At 44.1% G+C, this 956-nt stretch carries 2 protein-coding genes; both read right to left on the reverse strand.

Going from position 1 to position 956, the window contains the following annotated elements; genetic code table 11:
- On the reverse strand, positions 1 to 512 hold a 512-nt coding region (locus RM529_RS17530), incomplete at its 3' end, for a hypothetical protein (RefSeq protein WP_311486023.1).
- A 3-nt stretch (positions 513 to 515) separates the two neighbouring features.
- A complete protein-coding gene (locus RM529_RS17535) occupies positions 516 to 800 on the reverse strand; it encodes a helix-turn-helix domain-containing protein (RefSeq protein WP_311486024.1) in 285 nt (94 codons plus the stop codon).
- Positions 801 to 956: the final 156 nt, after the last annotated feature.

Raw genomic sequence — 956 nt, forward strand, 5'->3', positions numbered from 1 at the left:
TCTAAAACGGCCTGCCTGCCCTTTGGCTGTTTATTAATGTTTACCTGTTTGGTATTGTTTATATTAGATACCAATGCTTGTCCACTGGTGGGACGGTGCGGGTACACAGCTTGTCCGTTGGTGGGACGGTGCCGGTTCACTACCGGTTCACGTATGGGATGGTACCGTTCCGCAGGCTGTTCCAATTCGGGATTGTACCGTCCCATATCCGGTTCATCACTTGTCTCGATAATGGCCATCTTGATCTTACTGCCTTTATATGGATTATTGGATGGAAAATAGAATAGATATTCCCAAGAATCTAGGTCGGTTACGCAGCGATGGTATGTGGATTTTGAGCCTATTTTAGCCACGCGCATCAGCTCGCGCCGGTTCACAAAAAACTCATCAGCAAAGCGGCTGCTGTTCCATTCTTGAAACAAGGCCATATAAAGGCTGATATGGGTCGGGTTCAAGCGGTCATCGAAGAAGAATTTTTCAAAAGCCGCGTTGAGGAGCTTTATATAATTCATCGCCTAAGAATGTAATCCGTGCTGCACACGGTTTGCGGTCATCACGTTCTGGATTTCTTCGGCATCGTAGTAAATGATACCGCCCACTTTTGTGTAGGGCAATGTGCCATTGACGCGAAGATTTTGAAGTGTTCCCGGACTGACCTGAAGCAGTTCCATCACTTCCGAAGATTTTAGGTATTTTTTGATTTTCCCGGTTGCTTGTCGGGATAGGAGCTTTTTAATGTCGTCGAGCAATTCCATTTTGAATTCCCGAAGATCGTCTGTGGTAATGATACTTGTTGGCATAATAGAACGGTTTTAAATGAAAAGAGCTATCGCCTCAGTCTAAACTAATTTGATAGCCCTTCGCAGGATTTGACTTTCGTTCTACAAATTTGGGATGGTTTATTGGATTTTATTCCCCATTACGACCGTAGTACGGTCAAAATTTAACATTTTGAA

Origin of the sequence: Autumnicola edwardsiae (assembly GCF_031846505.1) — a bacterium.
In the GTDB taxonomy this organism is placed as follows: Bacteria; Bacteroidota; Bacteroidia; order Flavobacteriales; family Flavobacteriaceae; genus Autumnicola; species Autumnicola edwardsiae.